The following is a 21,810-nucleotide window of genomic DNA, read 5'->3' on the forward strand; positions in this document are numbered from 1 at the left end:
CCGGCCTTGCGCATTCATTGCATCGTCCCCGAAGTTAAGCTCCGTGGTGGTATGCAAAAATGAATAGTATCACTAATAGTTATGCGCTTCCGTATGGCTCCGGAACCGCGCACACTGATCCCATCAACCAAACAAGGAGATCAGTATGAAAACAGCATTGGTACTTGGCGCAACGGGTGGCGTGGGTGGCGAAGTGGCGCGGCGCCTGCTGGCGGGCGGGTGGACAGTACGGGCACTGGCACGCAAGCCGGGCAACGCGATTGAAGGCATCGAATGGATCCAGGGCGACGCCATGATCGCTGCCGACGTCATCAACGCCGCGCACGGCACGTCGTTGATTGTCCATGCGGTCAACCCGCCCGGCTACCGCAACTGGGGCAAGCTGGTGCTGCCCATGATCGACAACACCATCGCCGCGGCCCGCGCCAGCGGCGCCCGCGTGCTGCTGCCCGGGACCATCTACAACTACGGCAGCGGCACCACGCCGCAATTGTCCGAGTCGACACCGCAGCAGCCGTCGACCCGCAAAGGCGCCATCCGGGTCGAAATGGAGCGCCGTTTAAAGGCGTCCGGCGTGCGCGCGCTGATTGTGCGAGCGGGCGACTTCTTCGGTCCTCGGCTTGGCAATAACTGGTTTTCGCAAGGCTTGATCAAGCCGGGAGAATCGGTGGTCACCTACCCCGGCGCGCGCGGCGTGGGCCATGCCTGGGCCTATCTGCCGGACCTCGCCGACACCATGGTGCGCCTGGTCGAACAGGAAGACAGACTGGCGACCTTCGAGAGCTTCCACTTCCGCGGCCACTGGGACCACGACGGCACGCAAATGGTCAATGCGATCGTGCGTGCATCCGCCCAACCGGCAATGAAGGTAAAGCAGCTGCCATGGCCCCTGCTGTGGCTCGCCGCGCCCTTCGTCACGACCGTGCGCGAGATGCTGGAGATGCGCTACCTTTGGCGCGAACCATTCGCACTCGATAACGCCAAACTGGTGCGCCTGCTTGGCAGCGAAACGCACACGCCACTGCCGGCGGCCGTCCGACAGGCACTGGGCGGCCTGAAGGCGAGGGCGCCATGAAGCGCCTACAGGTAAGGGTCGGGATAACCGAGCGCGCTCAGGATGTCACGCTCAAGCTGTTCCATCTCGGTCGCTTCCTCGTCGTCTTCGTGATCGTAACCCTGGGCGTGCAGAACGCCGTGAACGATCAGGTGCGCGCTGTGCTCTTCCACCGTTTTCTTTTGCTCCGCCGCTTCCTTCTCGAGTACGTCGGTGCACAGAATGATGTCGGCACGGGTCGGTTCATCGTCGGCGATTTCTTCGCCGTCGTTGTAGGCAAAGGTCAGCACGTTGGTCGCGTAATCCTTGGCGCGGTAGTCGCGGTTCAGCACTTGTCCTTCTGCTGCGTCGACAAAGCGGATCGTCAGCTCGGCCGGACCGAGTAAGGCGGCCTGCACCCAGCGCCGCACTTTCTGGCGCGTGATCGATTCCTGCAGACGGGCGTCCGGATACTGGACCGAGAGCGACAGCTTATTTTTTGCGGACATTTTTTGAGGCAGGTTTGGGCAGCGCGGCGAGATCTTCGACCGAAGCGGCGGTTTCATAGGCGTCGACAATGCGGGCGACCAGCGGATGGCGCACTACGTCGACACTGGAGAACTGGGTAAAGGCGATGCCGCGTACATCCTTGAGTACATGGATGGCGTCGATCAAGCCGCTCTTTTGCGTCTTGTGCAAATCGACCTGGGTCACGTCGCCCGTCACCACGGCCTTGCTGCCAAAGCCGATCCGGGTCAGGAACATCTTCATCTGTTCGACCGTGGTGTTCTGCGCCTCGTCCAGAATCACGAAGGCGTGATTGAGCGTGCGGCCGCGCATGTAGGCCAGCGGTGCGATCTCGATCACCTGTTTTTCGAACATTTTTTGTGTGCGGTCAAAGCCCAGCAGATCGTATAGCGCGTCGTACAGGGGGCGCAGATACGGGTCCACCTTTTGCGCCAGGTCGCCTGGCAAGAAGCCCAGGCGCTCGCCCGCTTCCACGGCGGGACGGGTCAGGATGATGCGTTTGACGGCGTCGCGCTCGAGCGCATCGACCGCGCAGGCCACGGCCAGATAGGTTTTGCCGGTACCGGCCGGGCCCACGCCAAATGCGATGTCGTGTTCCAGGATGGCGCGCAAATACTGGATCTGGTGCGGGGTGCGCCCGCGCAGGTCGCTGCGGCGTGTCTTGAGCACCGGGCTGTTGATTTCAATTTCTGGCAAGGCTTCAACGGGCGTATGGTCGGCGCCGGTGTGCGTGTGCAGACCGGTGCGCTGTTCGACCAGGGCCAGCTGGACTTCCTCGATTGGCACCACCTTATTGGCCACGGCGTAGAAACGCTCGAGAATCTCGACCGCGCGCGCGGCATTGCTGCCGCTGACAATGAACTTTTCACCGCGCCGGAAAATGGTCACGTCGAGTGCGGCGGAGATCTGGCGCAGGTTTTCGTCCAGCGGACCGCACAAATGCGCGAGACGCGTGTTGTCGAGAGGTTCCGGAACGAAGTATTCGGGCTGAATGGGCGTTTTTGTTTTCAACTGTGTGGGCGATCGTATCAAGGCAACGGGCGGGTCGCCAGTTTAACGTAAATCCGATAATGGGTCGAAACGGTGTGCCATGTCACGTAAATACTTCTTGGAAATATATCGCTATGGAAAAATCAAATCCGATAGTGCATTTTTACTATCATTCCTGGATTAAACTTATTAACAATGTTTTAATTAAACATTTTCTATTTCCCGCTGAAAATCTCCGAGTTTTCATAGATACAAATGCACAAAATTAAATAAAAAAAACTCTTGCGTGCGCCACAAATCAGCTCCATGTGTTGAAATGACTATGTGACAAGCTTTCCGACAGTTAGCTTGATTTCAAACAATGACGCGTATGTGCGAGTAAGTTGTACTTAAGGCATATGAGTCTGACCATTTGTTTGGACAAGCGTGCGTTGGGGGCGAGTGGCGCGGAGCGCATACGAGCCGGACGCGCACCTTAAGCGGGCTTTCAGATTCATTCTGTTAAATCTTGCCGAAAGGGGCGATGTTGCGGGAACTTCTTTAGACGAAACATAGTCTTTAACAAAGTTCGTAAACGGCACTATTTCAACCAACTCATCACGAGGAATTCATCATGGCACACCATGCTCTGGCATCACAAGAAAGCTACAATCCCAACCACCTGCTCGACATTCTGTTGGGCAAAATGCAGCTGAAGAATGACGCGGCTCTGTCGCGCATGCTTGAAGTCGCGCCACCGGTCATCAGCAAGATCCGCCATCACCGCTTGCCGGTCGGCGCCTCGCTCCTGATCCGCATGCACGAAGTTACTGGCATGAGCATTCGCGATCTGCGCGACCTGATGGGCGATCGCCGCACCAAGTACCGTCTGTCGGACGCCCAGGGCCGTCCAAAGCCAACCGAAGAAAAGGCAGCACCAGACGCTGCTTCGACCACTGGCAACTATGCGCATTGATGGAACGGGCATGACGGCGCTGCTGTTCATGCCCCGAACCATGGGACACTGAACTTGCCCCTGTGTTCTGGCAGGGGCGACTCAACCCAGCAGTATCTGCGTGATTTCCTCGAACTGGAGTTCGGTTTCGCGGAACACGTGCAGCCAGGCTTCTTCGTTCAGTCCCAGCGCGGTCCATGCGACCGTCGAGACTGCGGGGACCAGATCGTCCGCTTCTTGCGCCACATCGAGCGCATGGACGATCGCGTTGGCCACATGCACAATGGTGGCCAAAATGCCCGCGCCCGCTTCGGCCGGGTCGTGATGAAACGCGATTGCCGATTTCATCGTATCTGAAAAATTCCAGTGTTCGGCCAGCGCCACGCCGGCCGCCACATGGTCCACCCCCATGACCGCCTGTTCCGCCTCCTGCACCGAGCCATGGCTGGCATGCAGCTGCGCCATCACTTGCTGGTACTGGCTGGGGAAGGTGCTGATCAGAACCAGGCGTCCAATGTCATGCAGCAAACCGGCCGTGAAGGCATAGTCCTGGTTGAATTTGACCCGGCGCGCAATGACTTTGCAGCAGGCCGCGGTGGCAATGGAGTGGCGCCAGAAGGCCTGGTCATCGAAACCCGGGCACTGGCCGCGGGTAAAGTAGCCAGTGACTGCTGCGGCCGTGATCAGGTTGCGTGTGGTTTGAAAACCCAAAAAGGTGATGGCTTGCTGAATGGTGGTGACCTTGACCTGCAAACCATACAGGGACGAATTTGCCAGGCGCAGGGTTTTGGCGGTGAGGGCCTGGTCGTGCGAGACCTTTTTTGCCAGCACGGCCACGTCGACATCTTCCTGGTCGATGGCGTTAAGCAGCTCCATCACCACGGCAGGCAGGGAAGGCAAGTCTTGCAGATTGCGGACGATGTCATCGAGGCTGAGCGTGTTCATGCGCCATTCCCCCGTTCCAGCCGAAAGTCGGTGATGTAGCGCCGCAGCAGGGCAGTGGCCCAGTCGTGTTCCAGGGACGGATCGTGGCGCCTGAACAGATGGGCAAGGCGTGCTTCGATGGCGGCCGCGTCCAGTGGCGCAGCGGGCGTATCAAGGGCATCGGCCCGCAGTACGGCCAGCGAATCGATCCCATGCCCTGGCAACAGGGCGATGGTGCGGGCGGTCAGGACGGCGCCTTTGGGCAGCAAGACCTGGCCTTGCTGGTCCAGCAGTTCGTCCGACAACACCATTCCTGGCTTGACTTCCGACAGCGCCAGGTGCTGGTAAGCTGCGCTCATGCGTGCCTCCCTCTTCTGCCAATAATCTTACCATTGCAGCTCGGCCCTGTAGCGCCGTCCGGCATCTTTACTTGGTGTTAGATTTCTTGCCATTCGGCAGCTGTTCCCGTACATTGGATGGGCACAGGCTTGGAGGACCGATGTTCAGCATTCAAAACCGTCTCAAACTGCTGTTCGTGGTGATTGTGACGCTGGTGCTCGCCATTTCGGGCAGTTACACCCAATATTCGCTCGGCAAGGACCTGGAGGCCAGCAACCAGCGCCTGCGCCAGGGCGTCCTCACGCGCTTGCAGATCAGCTTGCCATCGGCGCTGTGGGACCTCGACAAATCCAAGGTCGACAGCATCGTCGAGGCGGAAATGCTGCCGCCCGAAGTGGTCTCGATCCGCGTCTACGACACCTCGGTGGGTCTGTTTGCCGGCAAGATGCGTGCGGTCAATGGCCAACTGGTGGCAGTGGATCAGGCCCCCGAGCCGCCTGGCGTGCCGGTCGAGGCCACCCTGGTGTTCCAGGATGGCGGCTCGGCCAGCGCCTCGATCAAGCCCGTTTCCGTGGGCAAGGTTGTCATCAATTTCTCGCGTGCCCAGATCGACGAAGCCCTTGCCTCCGAACTGATGCGCAAAGTGGCCGAAGTGCTGCTGCTCGATATTTTCCTGGTGCTGGCCCTGTCGCTGTCCCTGCGCATGGTGTTCGAGCCCCTCAAGCAATTGCGCGACGGCTTGTTCGACCTGGCCACGCGCGGCACCGACGACGTCGAGGAATTACCGGAAAACCGGCGCGACGAACTGGGCGACGTGATTCGCGGCTTTAACCAGATTCAGCGCCGCCTGAAGTCGACCATCTTGCGCATTCGCGAAGCGGAAGATGCGGCGCGCCGCTCGGCCCAGCAAACCGCGCAAGCGCTGACCGACTTGCGCCAGACGCAGGAGTCGCTGCTGCAGGCAGAACGCCTGGCATCGCTGGGGAGCCTGGTGGCGGGTGTGGCGCACGAAATCAATACGCCGGTGGGCATTGCGCTGACCAGCGCCTCGGTGCTGAAAGCGGCCACTGACGATATCCAGGCCGCTGTCGACACCACCGGTCTGAAAAAATCCGACATCATGCGCTACCTGGACACGGCCAGCGAGAGTGCGCGCCTGATCATGAACAATGCTTACCGCGCCGCTCATCTGATTCACAGCTTCAAGCAAATCGCGGTCGATCAGACCAGCGAAGCGCGCCGCCCCTTTGGCTTGAAGGAATACATCGAGGAAATCGTTTCCAGCCTGCAGCCGAAGCTGAAAAAGACGCCGATCCGGCTGGCACTCAACTGCCCTCCCGAAATTGTGCTCGACAGCTATCCGGGGGCCTTTGCCCAGGTCATCACCAACCTCACGCTCAATTGCTGCGAGCATGCATTTGAAGTGGACACGCCGGGCGAAATTCAGATCAGTGCCCGTCTTGATGGCGACGTGGTCGAGCTGCACGTCAAGGATGATGGCAAGGGCATCGCGCCCGATGTACTGGACCGCATCTTCGATCCCTTCTTCACCACGCGGCGCGGCCAGGGCGGTACCGGGCTGGGACTCAACATCGTGTACAACTTGATCGTCAAACAGTTCGGCGGCACCATTGCGGTGGCCAGCACGCTGGGGCAGGGCACCCATTTCACGCTGCGTATTCCGCGCATTACGCCAATGGAAGCGGAGCCTGAACCCTTGCACCCCGCGGCAGGCAGCCAGGTTCGCGCGAGCACTTGAGGGATACCAAAAGTAGCTGGGAAATCTATTGTATTCTCGGCAGGCTTTCACCTCCCCGCCGCCGTCTCTACTCAAAGGATTTCCATGAAACTCTACTTCAGCCCCGGTGCGTGCTCGCTGTCCCCGCATATCGTTTTGCGCGAGGCCGGCATGGCGTTTTCGCTCGAGCAGGTCGATTTGCGCAGCAAGCGCACCGCCAGCGGTGCCGACTACAGCGCCATCAATCCCAAAGGCTATGTGCCCGCACTGGAAACAGATGAGGGCGTCTTGCTGACGGAAGGCCCGGCCATCATCCAGTTTGTGGCGGACCGTGCGCCGGGCAGCGCGCTCGCCCCTGCCGCCGGCAGCATGGCGCGCTATCAACTGGTCGAGTGGCTCAATTTTATTTCGACCGAGATTCACAAGAGCTTCAGTCCCCTGTTCAATCCGGCTGCCAGCGAAGACATGAAGACCAACGCGCGCAATGCCATCAATAAACGCTACGCCTATCTCGAGGGCATTCTTGGTCAGCGCAACTATCTGATGGGCGAGCAGTTCTCCGTGGCCGACGTGTACCTGTTTGTCATCACCAATTGGGCCGGTCCGGTCCAGCTCGATCTGACACCTTATCCGCATGTGCAGGCGTTCCAGGCCCGCATTGGCGCGCGGCCTGCAGTGCAGGACGCGCTGCGGGCGGAAGGGTTGCTGCAATAATGCAGCGCTTGCATGGCTGCCTGTGGTTGCTGATGCGCGCCTGCGGCCTGTGCGTGGTGCTGTGCGGTTCGGCAGCACTGGCCGCCACGCAGTCGCCCCCCGTGTCCAGCCTGCGCGTGTATGTGCTCGACTGCGGCACGATCGACGTGGCCGATGTATCGGAGTTCAGTCCCGGTATCGATGTCGGCAAGCACAAAACACTGGCGGTGTCCTGTTACCTGGTCGTCCATCCCAAGGGCAGTTTGCTGTTCGATACAGGTTTGGGCGATGCGCTTGCAGCAGAACCCAATGGCAAGGCGTTCGAAGCGAATTACCACTTGCGCCTGCAGCGCCCGCTGGCAACGCAGCTGCAGGACATTGGCCACGCGCCAGCCAGCATTGACTACCTGGCCTTGTCGCATATGCATTTTGATCACATCGGCAATGTCGGCCTGTTTCCCCAGGCACGCTTGCTGATGCAGAAAGAAGAATACGACGCGGCCTTCGGCACGCAAGCCGCCAGGTTCGGCAATGATCCGCGCGACTATCCCACGCTCGCTGGCAATCCGCGCCAGCTGCTGTCGGGCGACTTCGATGTGTTTGGCGACGCCAGCGTGGTGCTCAAACGTGCCATCGGGCACACGCCCGGCCACCAGGTGCTGGCCTTGCGCTTTCCGCGCAGCGGGCTGGTCGTTCTATCAGGCGATCTGGCGCACTTCAGCAAGAACTGGCAACGCCGGCGGGTGCCAGGATTCAATTTCGACAAGGTGGCATCGCGCCGCGCCATGCGCGCCATTGCCGCCTTCGTCAAGGCTGGCAAGGGGCAGTTCTGGATCGGCCACGATCTCGAACAGAACGCCACCATCCCGCATGCACCGCGCTACCTCGATTGACCTGCTTTTTTAAGCACGGTTTAAGGATCGTCTAACGATCCTTGCGTAGCATTATTTCCGCACCAAATGTTGACGAATGCGACGCAGTTGCCGCTTTGATTAGGGAATGTTTGGCAGCATGACAAGAGAGTGCTTGTCGACTTGTCCAGAGCTGTTGCGTCGCAAAATTTTTTCACCAGATCTTGCTGTACCTTGGTTTTTTTTGACGGTATAGTCTCCTTATTCCTATTGCCTTCAAGCACTTTAGCGATGGCAATAAACCAAGTGCGGGCCAGCTTGCCCGCGCTGAGCAAGACCGTATAGCGGGCTGGACATGCGCCAAGTGTCAAACGCCGCTGACTCTGCCAGGCCCCATCCATGCCTGGCAGGCACTGCAGTTTGAAGATCGCCCGTTATCACTTATTCATAAAGCTCGACATGCCCAACCTCGCCAAACTCCAGATCGCTTTCCAGAACATTTACGTCCGCATTGCCGCCGCTTTGCTGATCGCCCTGACGATCGGCATGGCCGTGTATCTGGCGGACGTGCCGCAGGACGCCAGCCCCGTCGTGCACTCGCAGGACATTTCCAAAATCACCGCGCTGGCAGCGAGCAAGGACAAGCTCGACTACCTGCTGGTGGCCAAGCCGCTGTCGGAGTCGCCGCGCTACGTGTTCAAGTTCAAGGGCGCGCCCGAACTGCACGTGGTGAAAGTGCCAAGCACCTCGCATCTGAGCCTGGAGCGCGAAGTGCTGCTCAAGAATGCGATTCCGTATTCGATCGCCCGTGATGATTATCTCGCCTCGCACAAGGCCGTGCTGCTGGACGAAGGCCAGAACGCCACCACCGCCGAAGTGCTCAGCTTCCTCAAGCGCCATGCGCTCGACATTTTCCTGATTGGCTTGATCCTGTACGCAGTCAAGTTCGGCATTCCCGGCATGGGCATGAGCGCCAACGTGATCGCGCCCGACAAGCTCAAAGGCAGCATGGATGACCTGATCGGCATGGAGGACATCAAGCAGGAAGTGCTGCACCTGGAAGACATGATCCGCAACCGCAGCGAATACAAGTCGCACAATATTGACAAGCCGTTCAACGTGATGCTGACCGGGCCTGCCGGTACCGGCAAGACCAAGCTGGTGGGCTACCTGGCCAAGAAGTTGAATGTGCCACTGATTCAAGCCTCCGGCTCGGCCCTGGAATCGGGCTATGTGGGCGGCGGTTCCAAGGCGCTCAATGCGCTGTACCGCAAGGCCTGCGCACGCGGCAGCTGCATCATCTTCCTTGATGAAGCACAGACCCTGTTCATGCCACGCGGGCGCGGCGAAAAAAAATGGGAAGACGATACCGCCAACACCCTGCTTGGCCTGCTGGACGGCGTCAAGAGTGACAAGGGCCAGGGCGTGATCTGGGTGGTCGCTTCCAACTTCGACGATGCCTCGGTGGAGATGGACGAAGCCATGCTGCGCCGCTTCTCGGTCAAGATCAACTTCCGCCTGCCGAACAAGAGCGAGCGCGGCGAACTGCTCAAGAGCTTCCTGGGCCGCAAGAAAGCCGGTCTGGTGGACTGGAATAATCTGGACCTGGGCCAGGTCGCGGAAATGACGGCCAACCTCAGCCCGGCGCTGCTGGAAACCGTGGTCGAACGTGCCTCCATGATTTCGATCCAGGAAAAAGCCATCATCAATACGGATCTGATGTTCCGCGCCTTCGAGCGCGCCACCCTGGGTCTGACCGACCGCGCCACCACCGCCGAAAAGCACAAGCAGCGCGAGCGCGTGGCGTTGCATGAACTGGGCCACTTCTTCATGCAGATCGATCCTTACCTGCGCCAGGGCTGGTCGCTGGACCAGGTCAAGGAAAAGTCGCACCTGCTGAAAATCAGTACTGAGTCGGTGTCCAAGCTGGGCGCGCTGGGTTACGTGCTGCAGTCGGGCGATGACGTGTCGCTGCGCACGCTGGAAGAACTGGAGCAGGATGTGATCCAGCTGTACGGCGGCGTGGCGGCGGAAGAACTGTTCTATGGCGCGCGCGGCATTTCGGTGGGCAGCCAGAACGACATCGAAAAAGCCACCAAGATGCTCAACCTGATGGTCAACCGCCTGTCGATGTATTCGCGTTCGAAGATCGACTACACCCAGCTCAAGAACGAAGGCAGCGGCGAACGCACGATCCGCCAGGTCGAGGAAAAGTCCGATGAGCTCTACAGCTACACCCTGGGCGCGATTCGCGACTACAAGGATGTGATCGAATCGATCAAGGATACCTTGCTGGACCAGTACGTGCTGTCCAAGGACGCCGTGTTCGCGCTGCTGGAAGAGCGCCACGATTTGCTGATGGCGCACATCAGCGGGCCGCACCGCGCCAACCTGAAGCTGTGCACGGAGACGGCCATCGCCGTGTAATCAGTGCGGCCGCAAGGCCGCGGTGATGTGGTCCGTCATGCTGCGCGCCAGTTCCTGCTCGCCCAGGAACACGGTGCCCAGATTGTCCTGGCGCAGCAGCTCGGCATCCTGTTCGCTGTGGGTGCGCACCAGCACCTTGATCGATGGATTGAGGATGCGCGCCGTTTCCACCATGGCCCGCACGTGAAAGGTGTCGGGCGTGGCGATCACCAGCAGCGCTGCATTGGCGATGTGGGCCTGAATCAGCACGGCCGGTTCGGCGGCATTGCCAGCCACCGCCGCAATATCACGCCGGCGCAGTTGGTCCACCAGCTCGCGATTCTGTTCCGCCACCACGAAGTAAATCCCTTTTTCGCTCAGCGCGTCGGCAATCATGCGGCCCACCCGGCCGTAACCGACCAGCACCACCTGGCCGCTCAAGCGCTCCTGCGGCATTGACATGGGCAGTTCGGCCAGCGGATCGGTGGAGCGGTCGCCGGCGGCGCGTTCGGCCAGCCATCCCTGCAGCGGCGCGACGGCCTTGAACAGCAGCGGATTGAGGGCAATCGAGATGATCGCCCCGGCCAGGATCAGGCTTTGTCCTTGCGCCGGCAGCAGGCCAAGCGACATGCCCATGGCCGCCAGGATGAACGAGAACTCGCCGATCTGGGCCAGGCTGGCCGATACCGTCAGCGCCGTATTGAGCGGGTAGCGCAGGGCCAGCACCAGCAGGAAGGCAGCCAGCGACTTGCCGAACATGACAATGGCCACCACCACCAGCACCCGCAGCGGGCTGTCAATGAGCACGGCAGGATCGAACAGCATGCCCACTGAAACGAAGAACAGGACCGAGAACGCGTCGCGCAGCGGCAGCGATTCTTCCGCCGCACGGTGGCTCAGGGGCGACTCGCGCAGCACCATGCCGGCGAAGAAGGCACCCAGTGCGAACGAGACGCCAAACAGTGCCGACGAGCCGTAGGCGATGCCCACTGCGGCGGCAATCACGGCCAGCGTGAACAGCTCGCGCGAGCCGGTTTTTGCCACGCGCCAGAGGAACCAGGGGAACAGCTTGCGTCCGACCAGCAGCATGAAGCCGATGAAGGCGGCCACCTGGCCCAGCGTGAGCGCAAGCGAAGTCCAGAAGCCATTGCTGCTGTCGCTGACGGTGCCGCCCAGGGGGCCGGCCAGCGCCGGCAGCATGACCAGCATCAGCACCGTGACCAGGTCTTCCACCACCAGCCAGCCCACGGCAATACGCCCGTTCAAGGAAGCGAGGGCGCCGCGGTCTTCCAGCGCGCGCAGCAGCACCACCGTGCTGGCCACGGACAGGGCCAGACCGAACACCAGGCCGGCCCCCATGCTCCAGCCCCACAGATACGACACGCCGATGCCCATCGCGGTGGCCACGCTGATCTGCAGCACGGCGCCGGGGAGGGCGATGGCGCGCACCTCGAGCAGGTCGTCCAGCGAAAAATGCAGGCCAACCCCGAACATGAGCAGCATCACGCCGATTTCCGCCAGTTGGCCCGCCAGTGCCACGTCGGCCACGAAGCCGGGGGTGGCGGGGCCAATCAGAATGCCGGCCACCAAGTAACCCACCAGCGCCGGCAGCTTGAAGCGCACGGCAATCATGCCGAACACCAGTCCAAACCCGAGGGCGGCCGCGATGGTTGTGATCAGGCTGAGATTGTGGTGCATGGGCGCGATTCTCCTTGATGGTTCGTGATCCTAGTATAAGGCACTTGGCAAAGTTGCCAGAGAGTTGTCGAAATTCCTTACAGTCAAGTTGTGGACAATTTATAAGTCATTGATTCGGATAAACATTTCCTATTGGCATGAATATTGCTTCTTATGTTAATACGATTAACTTCAACACCAGATTACCCTATGATGATTTCGAAATTGTTCAAGACTTTGCTTGGCGCAGTACTGGCGGCCACCGTGTTTTCGGCTGGCGCAACCCCTGTAACGATGTCCCTGGCAGACGTGGATGGCCTGCAAAACGGCGGTACGATCGATCAGCTGATCGACTCGCCAGTTGCTGGCGCCGGCGTGCTGACCTTTGACCTGGTTGGCCGTGTCAGCCTGGATGGCGAGGGCTGCTGCACTGACATCTTTACGCTGTGGATCAATGGCACCAAACTGTACTCCGGCACCTTCAATATGGGTGGTGGCGGTGCGAACGTGAATTACTTCATCGATCCGTCGGTCACCATCGTGTCGAGCGTATCGAAAGGCGACTACAGCGGCGGCCTGACCAAGTTCAGTGTTGCACACGCCCTGCTCGCCGGCACCAATACCTACAGCTTCGCTTACACCGAACTGCAAGGCGCAGAAGATGAAGGCTGGGCCATCGCCAATGCCAACGTCAGCGTCAATGCCGGTTCGACCGCCGTGCCGGAACCAGGTTCGCTGGCGCTGCTGGGCCTGGGCCTGATGGGCTTTGCTGTGGCCCGCCGCCGCAAGAACTAAGATTGCCGGCCTGGCCGGTGATGGAAAAAAACCGCTGCTTGCAGCGGTTTTTTTATTTCGGCGATCATGCTTACGGTGCGGTGGCCAGGACCTCAAGCGCCTTGCGCATCGAGGCGCGCACGGCCAGAAACTGCGCGCGCCGCTCGCTTTTATTCAAGCGGAACAGCATCAAGCCTTCCACCTGCGCCACCATCAGAATGGCGCGCTGCATGGTTTCCTCGTCGCCCAGTGTCGGGTTCAGGCTGCGGATCATGTTGAAAATCGTCTTGCGCTCGCGCGCGAGCATCATGTCCATCAGACCCGAGGCGAAGTCATTGCGCGAAGCGAGCGCCCACAGTTCGAAGAAAATGGCGTGCGTGACCGGGTCGGTGATCTCGTCCAAAAACATGTCGCAGGTCGACAAAAAGCGCTCGAGCGGCGACGCGTCCTGCATCGCAGCGGCAATCGCGTCCATTTTGTGCTGGAACAGGTCCATGGTGTAGAGCAGTACCGCCTCCAGCAGAGCGTCCTTGCTTTGATAGTAGTGCTGGACATTCGACAGGCTGATGCCCACGTCGGCAGCCACGCGCCGCATCGACAACCCCGCGTAGCCCTCCGCCGCCAGCAAGGCGCGGGCAGCGTGCAAAATGGCTTGCGCCCGTCCCAATCCTTTTTCGGTGGTGGACGAGGCTTTGTGGCGCAGCGGGTCGGCGGTGGTGGCATGCATGGGCGCGATTATCGCATGGCACTTTAAAAAATAGTACGACTGACCTATAATCGGCCCATTAGGTCGTTTGACCTACTTTGACACTTTACACTGCAGAATCCTTCAGGAGTCGACGATGAGCCGCAAAGTCTTTGTCACCGGCGTGGGCATGATCCCGTTCGCCAAGCCGGGCGCCAGTGCGCCCTACGATGCCATGGGCGCGCTGGCTGCCCGCGCTGCGCTGGATGACGCGGGCATCGCCTACGACGACGTCGAGCAGGCCTACGCTGGCTACGTCTACGGCGACTCGACCAGCGGCCAGAAGGCGCTGTACCAGGTCGGCCTGTCGGGGATCCCGATTTTCAACGTCAACAACAACTGCTCCACCGGCTCGACGGCGCTGTTCCTGGCGCGCCAGGCGGTGGCCAGCGGCGCGGCCGACTGCGTGCTGGTGCTGGGCTTCGAGCAAATGAGTCCGGGCGCACTGGGCGCCGTGTTCAACGACCGTCCCAGCCCGTTCGATCCGTTTGATGCCGTCACCGACAAACTGGTCGGCATGCCTGAAATTCCGCTGGCGCTGCGCTACTTTGGCGGCGCCGGTCTGGCGCACATGAAAAAATACGGCACCCCGTTTGACGCCTTCGCCAAAATTCGCGCCAAGGCCAGCCGCCACGCGGCGAACAATCCGCTGGCGCTGTTTCGCAAGGAAGTGAGCACCCAGGACGTGCTGGACGCGCCCATGATCTGGCCTGGCGTGATGACGCGCCTGATGGCATGCCCGCCCACCTGCGGCGCGGCCGCTGCGGTGCTGGTATCGGAGGCATTCGCCAACAAGCATGGCCTGAAGGCCGATGTGTTCATCGCCGGCCAGGCCATGACGACCGACCGCCACAGCACCTTCGATTCGGACGACATGATGCGCGTGGTGGGTTACGACATGAGCCGCGCTGCCGCAGCCCAGGTCTACGAGCAGGCCGGCATCGGTCCCGACCAGCTTGACGTGGTGGAGCTGCACGACTGCTTCGCCCACAATGAACTGATCACCTACGAGGCGCTGGGCCTGTGCCCGGAAGGCGGGGCTGACAAATTCATCAGCGATGGCGACAACACCTACGGCGGCAAAGTAGTCACCAATCCGTCGGGCGGCCTGCTCTCGAAGGGCCATCCGCTGGGCGCGACCGGCCTGGCGCAATGCTATGAATTGACGCACCAGCTGCGCGCCAGCGCCGGCGCGCGCCAGGTGGCGGGCGCGCGCGTGGCGCTGCAGCACAACCTGGGCCTGGGCGGCGCCTGCGTGGTCACCATGTACCAGGCGGCTTGAACATGGCCGCGCTGATGAACGTGACAGGCAAGGCGTCGTCCTGGATGACGCCCGAGCTGGAAGACTTGCGCGACGCCGTGCGCCGCTTTGTTGACAGCGAAATCGTGCCCAATCAGGAGCGCTGGCGCAAGCAGCAGCATGTCGACCGCGCCTTGTGGCACAAGGGTGGCGAGATGGGCATCCTGTGCGCCGATATTCCGGAACAGTACGGCGGCTCGGGCGGCACCTTCGCGCACCAGTCGGTGGTGTTCGAAGAACTTGGCTACGCTGGCGACATGGCCTTTGGCATCCACGTGCATGCCATCGTCGCCCACTACATTCTGAACCAGGGTACCGAAGCGCAAAAGCAGACCTATTTGCCGCGCCTGGCCAACGGCGACATGATTGCCGCCATCGCCATGTCCGAACCGGGCGCCGGCTCGGACCTGAAAGGCATCCGCACCACCGCCGTGCGCGGCCCGGACGGCTATCAGGTCAACGGCTCCAAGACTTTCATCTCGAACGGTTATCTGGCTGACCTGATTGCCGTCGTGGTCAAGACCGATCCACAGGCCGGCGCCAAGGGTGTATCGCTGCTGCTGCTTGAAACGAAGGACAATCCGGGTTTCCGTGTTGGCCGCATTCTGGAAAAGGTGGGGCAAAAGGGGCAGGATACCTGCGAGCTGTTCTTCGACAATGCGCACGTGCCGTTCGAGAATGTGCTCGGTGGCGTCGAAGGCCAGGGCTTTGCCCAGCTCATGACCGAACTGCCGTACGAGCGCACGATTCTGGGTGTGTCCGGCGTGGCAGCGATCGAGCGTGCGCTGCAGCTGACGGTCGAGCACACGCGCGAGCGCAAGGCATTTGGCCAGACCCTGATGGACATGCAGAATACGCGCTTCGTGCTGGCCGAAATCAAGACCGAGGCGACCATCGCGCGCATCTTCATCGACCGCTGCATCGAAGACACCATCGCCGGCGATATGGACACGGTGCGCGCCTCCATGGCCAAGTACTGGATCTCGGATCTGCAGTGCAAAGTGATCGACCAGTGCGTGCAGCTGTTTGGCGGCTACGGCTATATGCTGGAATACCCGATCGCGCAGATGTATGTGGACGCGCGGGTGCAGCGCATTTATGGCGGTGCCAACGAAATCATGAAAGAAATCATCGCCCGCTCACTGTAAGGAAAACCGTTATGGCAGGACCGCTTGCAGGTGTACGTGTGATCGAAATGGTAGGCCTGGGCCCGTGCCCGTTCGCAGCCATGATGCTGGCCGATATGGGCGCGGAGGTGATCCGGATTGACCGGAAGCCAGTGGCGGGCGCGCCCAATCCCTTTCCCATGCTGGGCACTAAATTTGACGTGATGGCGCGCGGGCGCCGTTCGCTCGCGCTGGACCTGAAGCAGGCGGCCGGGCGCGAGGTGGTCCTCAAGCTGGCCGAACAGGCTGACATTCTGATCGAAGGCTTTCGTCCTGGCGTGATGGAGCGCCTGGGTCTGGGGCCGCAGCAGTGCCAGGCGCGCAACCCCGCGCTGGTGTACGGCCGGGTGACAGGATGGGGCCAGGACGGGCCGCTGGCGCAGGCAGCCGGCCACGATATCAATTACATCGCCTTGAGCGGCATGCTGCATGCGATGGGACGGGCCGACGGTCCGCCTGCGCCGCCACTGAATCTGGTGGGCGACTTTGGCGGCGGCGCCATGATGCTAGCGTTTGGCGTGGTGTGCGCGGTACTGGAGGCAAAAAAGTCAGGCCTGGGCCAGGTGGTGGACGCCGCCATGACGGACGGCAGTGCACTGCTGGGCGCCATGATGTACGGGTTTCGCGCCTACGGCAGCTGGACCGACGCACGCGAAGCGAACCTGCTGGACGGTGGCGCCCACTTCTACGATACCTATGCCTGCGCTGACGGCAAGTTCATCTCGGTGGGCGCGATCGAACCGCAGTTCTATGCGCTGCTGCTCAAGCTGGCGCAGATCGACGATCCTGCCTTCGACGCGCAGATGGATCCGCGCCACTGGCCGGCGTTGAGCGCCAAGCTGGCGGCGCTGTTCCTGACCCGCAGCCGCGACGCCTGGTGCACGCTGCTGGAAGGGACCGACGTCTGTTTTGCGCCCGTGCTGGACATGGCCGAAGCGCCACAGCATCCGCACAATGCAGCGCGCGCCACCTTTATCGATATCGATGGGGTGACCCAGCCGGCACCGGCGCCGCGCTTTAGCCGCAGCGTCCCGCAGCCAGGCATTGCACCGGCTGCGCCGGGTCAGCATACCGCGCAAGTGCTGGCCGACTGGGGCTGGACGCCGCACGAAATCGAGGCGCTGGCGCAGCAAGGGATAATCTAGGCGCATGGTGTACCATGGCCTTGTCAACAACCCGCCCAGGACTCGCCGTGGACAATTCCTTGACCGAAGGACTACTCGCTTCGCTTGAGATTACGCAGGTGCCGGGACGCGACCTGTTTGTGATCGCCAAATATCTGGTGCCGACCAATGCCTATCTGGCGCAGGGCTGCCTGGTGGCGGCCGGCATTCCGGCCGTCGTCGCCGACGCCAATCACGCCCAGGCCGATCAACTGATTTTGCCCGCCATGGGTGGCGTGCGAGTACTGGTGCCTGAAGCACACATCGCGCAGTCGCGCGCGGTGCTTGAAGCGCTTGCACGTGGCGAATTTGAAATCGATGAAGATGCCGATGTAGGAACGCCGGAGTAAGCCGTTCGCGTACGGTCTGCAGCCACCATGAAAAACGCCCCGCATCGACGGGGCGTTTTTACATGCAAGGCCAGCTTACTTCGCGGCCTGCACTTGTTTTTGAATCAGCTGCTCCAGCGCCGCGGAGCTGGTCTTGGCCTGGCAGGTGCCTGGGGTGCCGCTGCCGCCTTGCTGGGTCAGCGTGGAAGCCTCAACGCCGCATGCGCTGGCAGCCACTTCGACAGGTGCCTGGACGGTGGTTGGAATCTTGCTTGCATCAACGTTGATTTTTTTCGCGACGGCCGAAGCCACGCCGCTAACGTCGACAGAAATCGTGTTCATGTTGGACTGCTGAGCTGAAGCGAGGGGGGCGTAGCACAGGGCGATGGCGGAGGCCAGGGTGGCCAGTGCGAGGTTTGCTTTAGTCATGGAATTCCTTCATTTCAGATTGACAGAATCATCCGGAAATACTGTGCCGTTGCTGTAACGACATGGATGAAGCGAGGTCGCAGTATCGGCCAATTTGAACATGCATTGAACGCTTTGTTACATGCCCTTACAAGCTTCCAAAAGGCATTATTTTCCGTCGCTAAATTTCCGTTTTCCCCAGTAAGCACTAGGCGCGTTCAAGATTGCTGTGTTGCGCGCAAACCTTATTGCGTCTGCCCATCAAATGATGCCAGCCTTACCGCGCGTCTTCACTCTCGTGCCAATTCCGGGCGCCGAGCAGGATGATTTTCAGTTGCTGCACAAAGTTTTCCGCCATCTCGTCTTCCAGCATCGGCTGGCCCGGCGGCAGATCAAGAATGTCAGTGGCCGCGGCCAGCATGGTCATGACGATCAGGCCGCACACCATTTGCAAACGCGGCGTGGGCAGTTCCGGATACAAGCCCAGCGTGCGAAAATCCTGCGCCATTTCATTGGTGAAGTGGGTCACGTCGTTGCGAATGGCCAGGCGCAGCACGCGGCTGCCGCCCGAGCGTTCACTCGAGATGAACAAAAACTGCAGGCGATTCGCCTTTACATAGTCCTGATACACCTTGACCGAGCGGCGCACCATGCTGCCATGGGCCACATTCACCTGGCGCGCTTCGCGCAGCAGGCGGCGCAGGGTGATGCCCATTTCCTCGACCAGTTCCAGGCCCAGCTCATCGGTATTGCGGAAGTGGCGATAAAAGCCATTCGGGACCATGCCTGCCCGGCGTGCGATTTCGCGCAGCGCCAGCCCGCTGAAGCTGCGGCCTTCGCCCACCAGCTCGAGGGCGGCATTGAGCAGGGCGCGGTGGGTGACCGCTTTGCGTTCGCTGCGGGAAAGGAGCTCGGGATCGGCGTCGGACATGGTGGTTGAGTGTACGGGTGTGTCCGTATTTTACAGTGACTTTACGGAGCCATTCTTCTAATTCCGTCCAATTTCTTGACTTTGGGTGTACACGTGTACACAATGTCGTCTGTTGATACTCAGCCGTACTTGTCTAATGACTACGATTCGAAATGCGCTGGTCGGCCTGGCCGACATGTTTGCCTACCCGCTGCGCCACTCCCATTATCTGGAGCTGGTCAATCCGCTCTGGACCCGCCACGCGCTCATGGCGCGGGTGGAAGCGGTGCACGAGGAAACCGCCGATTGCCGCACCCTGACCCTGCGCCCCGGGCGGGGTTGGCGGACCCATCGCGCCGGCCAGTTCGTGCGCCTGGGCGTGCCAATCAACGGCCAGCGTCACACCCGCACCTATTCCATTTCCTCGGCCCCGGCGCGCGACGATGGCTGCATCACCGTCACCGTCAAGGCCATCGAAGGCGGGCGCGTATCGAACCAGGTCGCGCGCGGCGTCAAGGTGGGTGATTATCTGCCGCTGGGTGAGCCTCAGGGCGAGTTCACGATTCCCGATTCGATGCCCGTGCATCCACTGTTCATCACGGGCGGCAGCGGCATTACGCCGGTGATGAGCATTTTGCGCAGCTATGTGCTGGAGTACGAAGTCATTCCCGACGCGGTGCACATGCACTACGCGCCCCATGCGGACGAAGTCATCTTCGGGGCCGAGCTCAATGCCCTGCAGGCCAGCCAGCGCCACTACCAGCTGCACCGCTACTACACGCGCGCGCTAAAAGGCGCTGCGAGCGTGCACTTCAGCGCCGCGCAGCTGGAAAGCGTGTGCCCGGACTGGCGCGAGCGGGAAGTGTGGGCTTGCGGCCCGGCCACCATGCTGGACGCGGTCGAAGCCCACTGGGCCCAGGCAGGCCTGTCGCGCCAGCTGCACACCGAACGCTTTCATGCGCGCGTGGCCGAGGCGCCGGCTGAGGGCGTCAAGGCAGGGCGCGTGTTCTTTGCCACCAGCGGCGTGCAGGCGCAATCGGATGGCAGCACCAACTTGCTGCTGACGGCGGAAAACGCCGGGCTCAATCCGGCCCACGGCTGCCGCATGGGCATCTGCCACGGCTGCAATACCACCTTGATCAAGGGCTGCGTGCGTGACACCCGCAGCGGCGACATCATCAGCGAAGCGGGCGACAAGGTGCAAGTGTGCGTGTGCACCGCCGTCGGCGACGTCGAGCTGGCGCTGTAAAACCAATCTTCAACAGGACGACCACATGCCAATACCTGCTCACCTGAGCCCCGCCGACATCGACGCTTTCGGGCACGAGATCGAAGCCATCCGCAGTGAAGTGATGGACAGCCGCGGCGCGCGCGATGCGCGCTACATCTACCGCCTGATCAAGGTCCAGCGCAGCATGGCCCTGGGCGGACGCCTGGTCATCTACGCCAGCCTGGCCTTCCTGCCGCAATGGGGCCATGCACTGGCCGCGTGGAGCATGTTCTGGCCCCTGATCGCGCTTGGTACCGTGATCCTGGGTGCGGCCAAGATATTGGAGAATATGGAGATCGGCCACAACATCTCGCACGCCCAGTGGGATTGGCTGCGTGACCCGGCCATCCAGTCGGGCAGCTGGGAGTGGGACCATGTGTGCCCGTCCGACCAGTGGAAGCACTCGCACAACGTCAAGCACCATACCTGGACCAATGTTTTCGGGAAGGACGCGGACGTGGGCGGCTACGGCCTGCTGCGCCTGTTTTCAGCGCAGCGCTGGAAGCCTTTTAACCTGGGTAATCCATTGTGGGCGCTGCTGCTGGCCATCCTGTTCGAATGGGGCATCGCGATTCAGGAACTGGAGCTGGGGCGCATCGTCAAGGGCCGCATGAGCTGGGCCTCGATCCGGCCGATGTGGCTGCGCACGCGTGAAAAAATGCTGCGCCAGATTCTGAAGGATTACATCCTGTTCCCGCTGCTGGCAGGTCCCTTCTTCTTTTACGTGTGCGGCGCCAATGCGCTGGCCAATGTGATTCGCAACCTGTGGACGTACCTGATCATCTTCTGCGGCCACTTCCCGCGCGATGTGCACGTGTTCACCAAGGACGAAGTGGAAAACGAAACGCGCGCGCGCTGGTACGTGCGCCAGCTGCTCGGTTCCTGCAATATCGGCGGCGGCAAGCTGTTTCACATCATGAGCGGCAACCTCAGTCACCAGATCGAACACCACCTGTTCCCCGACATGCCGAGCAACCGCTATCCTGAAATCGCGCCGCGGGTGCGCGCGCTGTGCGAGCGTTACAAGCTGCCGTATAACACCGGTTCCTTGTCGCGCCAGTTCGGCACCACCGTGTGGCGCATCCTGCGTATGAGCTTCCCCGGTTACAGCCCGCGGCTCGACGGCCCGCCGCCAGTGCGGGTCAGGCCGGCCTGAGCGCGTTCAGCTTACTTGAGAGCGTTGGGATAACTGATAATCAGGGCCAGCGGCGCCGCGCCGGTCTGGCGGATGCCGACCACTGCGCCCTTGTACAGGTAGGCGGCGCTGCCTGATGCAAGCGGGCGGGTGACGCCGTCCGAGCTGACTTCGCCCGTGCCGGACAGGACGTAATACACTTCGTCGTGATCAATCGGATGCAGGCCGATGGCGGCCCCCACATGCAGCACGCGCTTGCGAAATTCCATGGCGCGTGGCGCCGGCACTGCATCACTGATGCGGTACGCCGTGGACATGCCGATGGCGCCGTGCGGCGGCGCTTCCTCGCGCCGCACGTCCTCCTCGCGCACGATCACCATGGCCGGGGCTGCCGCCAGCAGCAGGATTGCAGAAATCATTGTCGTGTCTCCCAGTGAAGGCCCCAGCATAGCAGGCGAAACATTGTTCCAGCCCGCGTTGTAGGGCTATGGTTGATG

At 61.2% G+C, this 21,810-nt stretch carries 22 protein-coding genes; 13 read left to right on the forward strand and 9 right to left on the reverse strand.

Annotated features, from left to right (window positions below; genetic code table 11):
• The first annotated feature begins 145 nt into the window (after positions 1–145).
• Complete coding sequence (locus BUC24_RS00690) at positions 146–1,075, forward strand: NAD(P)H-binding protein (protein WP_178372456.1); 930 nt, start codon at positions 146–148, stop codon at positions 1,073–1,075.
• A 5-nt stretch (positions 1,076–1,080) separates the two neighbouring features.
• Here BUC24_RS00690 and ybeY read toward each other — a convergent pair whose 3' ends face one another.
• A complete protein-coding gene (gene ybeY / locus BUC24_RS00695) occupies positions 1,081–1,542 on the reverse strand; it encodes an rRNA maturation RNase YbeY (RefSeq protein WP_073212178.1) in 462 nt (153 codons plus the stop codon).
• Positions 1,526–2,572 carry a PhoH family protein gene (locus BUC24_RS00700; RefSeq protein ID WP_073212179.1) on the reverse strand — a complete coding sequence of 349 codons (1,047 nt, stop codon included), beginning with the start codon at positions 2,570–2,572 and terminating at the stop codon, positions 1,526–1,528. The genes ybeY and BUC24_RS00700 overlap by 17 nt, the downstream gene beginning before the upstream one ends.
• Positions 2,573–3,164: 592 nt before the next feature.
• Between BUC24_RS00700 and BUC24_RS00705 the strand changes: the two genes are divergently transcribed.
• Positions 3,165–3,506, forward strand: coding sequence for a hypothetical protein (locus BUC24_RS00705; RefSeq protein WP_073212180.1), 342 nt, complete (start codon positions 3,165–3,167; stop codon positions 3,504–3,506).
• An 81-nt stretch (positions 3,507–3,587) separates the two neighbouring features.
• Here BUC24_RS00705 and BUC24_RS00710 read toward each other — a convergent pair whose 3' ends face one another.
• Positions 3,588–4,430: an HDOD domain-containing protein gene (locus BUC24_RS00710; protein ID WP_073212181.1), complete on the reverse strand. Its 843-nt coding sequence runs from the start codon at positions 4,428–4,430 to the stop codon at positions 3,588–3,590.
• A complete protein-coding gene (locus tag BUC24_RS00715; protein ID WP_073212182.1) occupies positions 4,427–4,768 on the reverse strand; it encodes a hypothetical protein in 342 nt (113 codons plus the stop codon). Before BUC24_RS00715 ends, BUC24_RS00710 begins: the two co-directional genes overlap by 4 nt.
• Positions 4,769–4,908: 140 nt before the next feature.
• On the opposite strand from BUC24_RS00715, the gene BUC24_RS00720 reads away from it, so the two are divergent.
• The 4 genes from BUC24_RS00720 to BUC24_RS00735 all read left to right on the forward strand — a co-directional run bounded on the left by BUC24_RS00720 (position 4,909) and on the right by BUC24_RS00735 (position 10,457).
• A complete protein-coding gene (locus BUC24_RS00720) occupies positions 4,909–6,507 on the forward strand; it encodes a sensor histidine kinase (protein ID WP_073212183.1) in 1,599 nt (532 codons plus the stop codon).
• Positions 6,508–6,591: 84 nt separating this feature from the next.
• Entirely contained in the window at positions 6,592–7,200 is a 609-nt protein-coding gene (gene gstA, locus BUC24_RS00725; protein WP_073212184.1) for a glutathione transferase GstA, read from the forward strand.
• Positions 7,200–8,072, forward strand: coding sequence for an N-acyl homoserine lactonase family protein (locus BUC24_RS00730; protein WP_083598617.1), 873 nt, complete (start codon positions 7,200–7,202; stop codon positions 8,070–8,072). Before gstA ends, BUC24_RS00730 begins: the two co-directional genes overlap by 1 nt.
• Positions 8,073–8,489: 417 nt before the next feature.
• Positions 8,490–10,457, forward strand: coding sequence for an AAA family ATPase (locus BUC24_RS00735; protein ID WP_073212185.1), 1,968 nt, complete (start codon positions 8,490–8,492; stop codon positions 10,455–10,457).
• On the opposite strand, the gene ybaL is transcribed toward BUC24_RS00735, so the two are convergent.
• Entirely contained in the window at positions 10,458–12,134 is a 1,677-nt protein-coding gene (ybaL, locus tag BUC24_RS00740; RefSeq protein ID WP_073212186.1) for a cation:proton antiporter domain-containing protein, read from the reverse strand.
• Between the two features lie 189 nt (positions 12,135–12,323).
• Between ybaL and BUC24_RS27160 the strand changes: the two genes are divergently transcribed.
• On the forward strand, positions 12,324–12,908 hold the full coding sequence (locus tag BUC24_RS27160) for a PEP-CTERM sorting domain-containing protein (protein ID WP_073212187.1): 585 nt from the start codon (positions 12,324–12,326) through the stop codon (positions 12,906–12,908).
• Positions 12,909–12,978: 70 nt separating this feature from the next.
• On the opposite strand, the gene BUC24_RS00750 is transcribed toward BUC24_RS27160, so the two are convergent.
• A complete protein-coding gene (locus tag BUC24_RS00750) occupies positions 12,979–13,614 on the reverse strand; it encodes a TetR/AcrR family transcriptional regulator (RefSeq protein ID WP_073212188.1) in 636 nt (211 codons plus the stop codon).
• Between the two features lie 115 nt (positions 13,615–13,729).
• Here BUC24_RS00750 and BUC24_RS00755 point away from each other — a divergent pair, with 115 nt between their 5' ends.
• The 4 genes from BUC24_RS00755 to BUC24_RS00770 are packed head-to-tail and all read left to right on the forward strand — an operon-like array spanning position 13,730 to position 17,611.
• Complete coding sequence (locus tag BUC24_RS00755; protein ID WP_073212189.1) at positions 13,730–14,914, forward strand: lipid-transfer protein; 1,185 nt, start codon at positions 13,730–13,732, stop codon at positions 14,912–14,914.
• 2 nt (positions 14,915–14,916) lie between these two features.
• Complete coding sequence (locus BUC24_RS00760; protein ID WP_229447933.1) at positions 14,917–16,080, forward strand: acyl-CoA dehydrogenase family protein; 1,164 nt, start codon at positions 14,917–14,919, stop codon at positions 16,078–16,080.
• An 11-nt stretch (positions 16,081–16,091) separates the two neighbouring features.
• Positions 16,092–17,243: a CaiB/BaiF CoA transferase family protein gene (locus BUC24_RS00765; RefSeq protein WP_073212190.1), complete on the forward strand. Its 1,152-nt coding sequence runs from the start codon at positions 16,092–16,094 to the stop codon at positions 17,241–17,243.
• A gap of 47 nt (positions 17,244–17,290) precedes the next feature.
• The gene (locus BUC24_RS00770) at positions 17,291–17,611 is read left to right on the forward strand and encodes a putative signal transducing protein (RefSeq protein ID WP_083598619.1); all 321 of its coding nucleotides are present in this window, start codon (positions 17,291–17,293) and stop codon (positions 17,609–17,611) included.
• A 75-nt stretch (positions 17,612–17,686) separates the two neighbouring features.
• Here the strand turns inward: BUC24_RS00770 and BUC24_RS00775 are convergent, their stop codons facing one another.
• A complete protein-coding gene (locus tag BUC24_RS00775) occupies positions 17,687–18,019 on the reverse strand; it encodes a hypothetical protein (protein WP_073212192.1) in 333 nt (110 codons plus the stop codon).
• A 256-nt stretch (positions 18,020–18,275) separates the two neighbouring features.
• Positions 18,276–18,929, reverse strand: coding sequence for an HTH-type transcriptional repressor FabR (gene fabR, locus BUC24_RS00780; protein ID WP_073212193.1), 654 nt, complete (start codon positions 18,927–18,929; stop codon positions 18,276–18,278).
• Between the two features lie 136 nt (positions 18,930–19,065).
• Here fabR and BUC24_RS00785 point away from each other — a divergent pair, with 136 nt between their 5' ends.
• Positions 19,066–20,157, forward strand: coding sequence for a ferredoxin reductase (locus BUC24_RS00785; RefSeq protein ID WP_073212194.1), 1,092 nt, complete (start codon positions 19,066–19,068; stop codon positions 20,155–20,157).
• A 25-nt stretch (positions 20,158–20,182) separates the two neighbouring features.
• The gene (locus tag BUC24_RS00790) at positions 20,183–21,334 is read left to right on the forward strand and encodes a fatty acid desaturase family protein (RefSeq protein ID WP_073212195.1); all 1,152 of its coding nucleotides are present in this window, start codon (positions 20,183–20,185) and stop codon (positions 21,332–21,334) included.
• Positions 21,335–21,345: 11 nt separating this feature from the next.
• Here BUC24_RS00790 and BUC24_RS00795 read toward each other — a convergent pair whose 3' ends face one another.
• Positions 21,346–21,732 (reverse strand): cupin domain-containing protein, encoded by a 387-nt coding sequence (locus tag BUC24_RS00795; RefSeq protein WP_178372457.1) that lies wholly within the window; start codon positions 21,730–21,732, stop codon positions 21,346–21,348.
• Positions 21,733–21,810: the final 78 nt, after the last annotated feature.

This window comes from Massilia sp. CF038, from assembly GCF_900129765.1.
Taxonomy (GTDB): domain Bacteria; phylum Pseudomonadota; class Gammaproteobacteria; order Burkholderiales; family Burkholderiaceae_D; genus Telluria_A.

Bases quoted from the DNA above. Each gene is read 5' to 3' on its own strand.
- BUC24_RS00690 (WP_178372456.1), top strand. From the start codon at position 146: ATGAAAACAGCATTGGTACTTGGCGCAACGGGTGGCGTGGGTGGCGAA.
- ybeY (WP_073212178.1), bottom strand. From the start codon at position 1,542: ATGTCCGCAAAAAATAAGCTGTCGCTCTCGGTCCAGTATCCGGACGCC.
- BUC24_RS00705 (WP_073212180.1), top strand. From the start codon at position 3,165: ATGGCACACCATGCTCTGGCATCACAAGAAAGCTACAATCCCAACCAC.
- BUC24_RS00710 (WP_073212181.1), bottom strand. From the start codon at position 4,430: ATGAACACGCTCAGCCTCGATGACATCGTCCGCAATCTGCAAGACTTG.
- BUC24_RS00715 (WP_073212182.1), bottom strand. From the start codon at position 4,768: ATGAGCGCAGCTTACCAGCACCTGGCGCTGTCGGAAGTCAAGCCAGGA.
- BUC24_RS00720 (WP_073212183.1), top strand. From the start codon at position 4,909: ATGTTCAGCATTCAAAACCGTCTCAAACTGCTGTTCGTGGTGATTGTG.
- gstA (WP_073212184.1), top strand. From the start codon at position 6,592: ATGAAACTCTACTTCAGCCCCGGTGCGTGCTCGCTGTCCCCGCATATC.
- BUC24_RS00730 (WP_083598617.1), top strand. From the start codon at position 7,200: ATGCAGCGCTTGCATGGCTGCCTGTGGTTGCTGATGCGCGCCTGCGGC.
- BUC24_RS00735 (WP_073212185.1), top strand. From the start codon at position 8,490: ATGCCCAACCTCGCCAAACTCCAGATCGCTTTCCAGAACATTTACGTC.
- ybaL (WP_073212186.1), bottom strand. From the start codon at position 12,134: ATGCACCACAATCTCAGCCTGATCACAACCATCGCGGCCGCCCTCGGG.
- BUC24_RS27160 (WP_073212187.1), top strand. From the start codon at position 12,324: ATGATGATTTCGAAATTGTTCAAGACTTTGCTTGGCGCAGTACTGGCG.
- BUC24_RS00750 (WP_073212188.1), bottom strand. From the start codon at position 13,614: ATGCATGCCACCACCGCCGACCCGCTGCGCCACAAAGCCTCGTCCACC.
- BUC24_RS00755 (WP_073212189.1), top strand. From the start codon at position 13,730: ATGAGCCGCAAAGTCTTTGTCACCGGCGTGGGCATGATCCCGTTCGCC.
- BUC24_RS00760 (WP_229447933.1), top strand. From the start codon at position 14,917: ATGGCCGCGCTGATGAACGTGACAGGCAAGGCGTCGTCCTGGATGACG.
- BUC24_RS00765 (WP_073212190.1), top strand. From the start codon at position 16,092: ATGGCAGGACCGCTTGCAGGTGTACGTGTGATCGAAATGGTAGGCCTG.
- BUC24_RS00775 (WP_073212192.1), bottom strand. From the start codon at position 18,019: ATGACTAAAGCAAACCTCGCACTGGCCACCCTGGCCTCCGCCATCGCC.
- fabR (WP_073212193.1), bottom strand. From the start codon at position 18,929: ATGTCCGACGCCGATCCCGAGCTCCTTTCCCGCAGCGAACGCAAAGCG.
- BUC24_RS00785 (WP_073212194.1), top strand. From the start codon at position 19,066: ATGACTACGATTCGAAATGCGCTGGTCGGCCTGGCCGACATGTTTGCC.
- BUC24_RS00790 (WP_073212195.1), top strand. From the start codon at position 20,183: ATGCCAATACCTGCTCACCTGAGCCCCGCCGACATCGACGCTTTCGGG.
- BUC24_RS00795 (WP_178372457.1), bottom strand. From the start codon at position 21,732: ATGATTTCTGCAATCCTGCTGCTGGCGGCAGCCCCGGCCATGGTGATC.